This is a genomic window from Massilia aurea (assembly GCF_014200505.1).
Classification (GTDB): domain Bacteria; phylum Pseudomonadota; class Gammaproteobacteria; order Burkholderiales; family Burkholderiaceae_D; genus Telluria; species Telluria aurea_B.
In genome coordinates this window covers 1-2,813 of sequence record NZ_JACHBX010000013.1, presented here as the reverse complement: position 1 = coordinate 2,813, position 2,813 = coordinate 1, and the positions used below count along the sequence as shown (strand labels likewise).

2 protein-coding genes are annotated in these 2,813 nt (G+C 54.8%); one reads left to right on the top strand and one right to left on the bottom strand.

All coding sequences use genetic code 11. The features are described 5' to 3' along the window. Positions 1 to 316: 316 nt before the first annotated feature. Positions 317 to 775 carry a MarR family winged helix-turn-helix transcriptional regulator gene (locus tag HD842_RS23810; RefSeq protein ID WP_183558796.1) on the top strand — a complete coding sequence of 153 codons (459 nt, stop codon included), beginning with the start codon at positions 317 to 319 and terminating at the stop codon, positions 773 to 775. Between the two features lie 23 nt (positions 776 to 798). Here HD842_RS23810 and HD842_RS23805 read toward each other — a convergent pair whose 3' ends face one another. Next, positions 799 to 2,376: a methyl-accepting chemotaxis protein gene (locus HD842_RS23805; RefSeq protein ID WP_183558793.1), complete on the bottom strand. Its 1,578-nt coding sequence runs from the start codon at positions 2,374 to 2,376 to the stop codon at positions 799 to 801. Positions 2,377 to 2,813: the final 437 nt, after the last annotated feature.

The following is a 2,813-nucleotide window of genomic DNA, read 5'->3' as shown; positions in this document are numbered from 1 at the left end:
TCTGAAATCTCGTCAACTCTTTCTTTTCGCTTCGTCTTAGATTTCTCTGTAGACCTTGCTCCCGTAACCACTTGATTACGTTAACTTTTTCGGTCAGTGCCGAAGCGGAGGCGAACTATAACAAACCGCGGGTGGATTGCACAAGACCTCTTCAAGAATATTCTTCAAAACGCGTATTCCTGATTCAAAAATAGCAAGACGCGACAGATGACATGGGCTTGCTCCACAACCGCGAGGGAGTGCTAAAGCATGAGGGCGCTAGTCCGCTTGGGTAGCATTGCTTGCAATTATCTAGTGTGCGACCTATATTGGATCCATGACGACCCCTTCTCTCCCCTCTACCACCACGCCTCGCCTCGACGAACAGCTGTGCTTCGCGCTGTATTCGACTTCGTTGGCAATGATGCGGGTGTATCGTGGCGTGCTCCCGCAATTGGGCCTGACCTACCCTCAATATCTCGTCATGATGGTGTTGTGGGAACAGGACCAATTGACGGTGTCAGATATCGGCGTTCACCTGTTTCTGGATTCCGCGACGTTGACCCCATTGCTCAAGCGCATGGAGGCGCAAGGCCTGGTGCAGCGTAACCGTGCGCGTAGTGATGAGCGGCAAGTGATCATCAGCTTGACGGATGATGGCAAGGCATTGAAACTGAAAGCCGCCAATGTGATGGCGGCAGTATTTCGTGCGACGAAGTGTTCGGCCGATGAAGCAGAGGCATTACGTGGTCAGCTGGTCGAACTGCGCAATAGTCTGAACGACAGCAGCGGCTAACCCAACGCGGTCGCTGGTCTCACTCACGCTGCGATTCGCAGCGGCTTGGTCTCGGCATTGATACGAAACACCCGAACCGTTCGCGACAAACTCCCCGCTTGCTCGTTGAGCGCTGCCGCCGACGCAGCGGACTGCTCGACCAGCACAGCATTTTGCTGGGTTGCTTCATCCATCTGATCAACAGCGAGGTTGACCTCCTGGATACCGGCGTGTTGCGCTTCGCTGGCGGCAGTGATGTCTTCGATAATGCCGCTGACATGGCGCACGCTCGTCACGATGTCAGTCATCGTCGTACCCGCTTGCTCGACCAGCTTCGAGCCCGCATCCACCTTCGCGACCGATTCGCCAATCAGTGCGGAAATCTCCTTTGCCGCGCTGGCTGAACGATGTGCAAGGCTTCGCACTTCACTGGCGACCACGGCGAAACCACGGCCCTGCTCCCCTGCGCGCGCTGCCTCGACTGCGGCGTTAAGTGCAAGGATATTGGTTTGAAATGCGATGCCATCAATCACGCTGATGATGTCCGAGATCTTGTGCGCAGACGCATTAATCTCTTGCATCGTGCTGACCACTGCAGTGACAACATTGCCACCCTTGCTGGCAACCTGGCTTGCTGATGCCGCCAGCGTATTGGCATGACGGGCATGTGCAGTATTTTGTTCCACCACTGCGGTGAACTTTTTCATCGACGCTGCCGTTCGACCGAGCGACGTAGATTGTTGAGCAGTGCGCGTTGAGAGGTCGCTATTACCGGCGGTGATTTCACTGGAAGCATTTGCAATCATGTCGGTTCCACTGCGCACTTGCGAAACGATGCGCTGCAGACTGGATTGCATTTCTCCAATCGCGTACATGACGCTTGTCCGATCTTTGGGGCGCACAGTCACCTTGACCGTGAGATCACCTGAAGCGATCGCCGATGCAATGCGATTGACCTCCAGCGGTTCGCCGCCCAACTGGCGCAGCAGGTGCGCGGTGATGGCGCCGCCAACCAGAATACTGATCATCACTGCAGCGAGCGCAACGGCGATGATTGTCGTTTGCGCGGACGTGATCGATTGTTCGGCGGTCAGCGTGCCGGCTTCAACCTGCTTTTGTACGGCCTTGATCACGCGATCGATGTCGAGCACGTTTTGCCGGCGCAGCGGGCTGCACTCATTGACCAGGAATGCACCATATTCCGTCATCTGCCCGGCATCGCGGTAGCGTCTCGGACGATTGAGTTCCTCTGCCATACGCAGCAGGCCGGCGCGCATCGTCGCAAAGTCAGCATTTCCTTCAAACAGGGGTGCCAGCGCCTGTAGCTCCCTGAGGAAATTCGCTTTGTGTTCGTCCAGCAGGGCAAGCTCGCCCTGTGCTTTCGTCGCATCGGGAATGATATAGGCATTGCGTGCAGCGAGTCCCGTTTGCGCAAGAGATTCACGCAGCGCATACAGGCGCTCGAGCTTGGTCGTACGGAGAGCGCTCTGACTCGCAAGTTCCTGACCAACATTTCCTAACTCACGCCAGGCAAAAAACGCGAGCACGATGATGAGGATGCCGACCAGGCCGAATCCAACACCGAGTTTTGCACGGGTACTGAGGGAGGAAAATACGTTCATATGATGAGGACTTCGAGCGAATTGTGCGGTTTACCGGTTGGTATGCAACCCATCAACTAGTGGATGCTGCACGATGAGGAATAATTATAGAGAAGATTTAATAGCGCACGATTGATTCTATACGGAAAGCAAAGTTTTCTATCCGTTAAGCTCTTTACGTTGATGTTTTTCGACACGCGAGCGAGATGCGGCTAGGTCGATAAGGCGAAGGCAATAGTGGGAGAGCTTGGCGGTTCTGATGTAATGATCTGTTCCGAACGGTGGAGAATCGTGCGGGTCATGATGAGTGGTCATGGATAGACCGATCGCCCAAAGCGAAAAGCCCCGCTCAGATCACTGAGCGGGGCTTTTCTATATAACTAGCCTGACGATAACCTACTTTCACACTGGTTGCAGCACTATCATCGGCGCAAAGTCGTTTCACGGTCCTGTTCGGG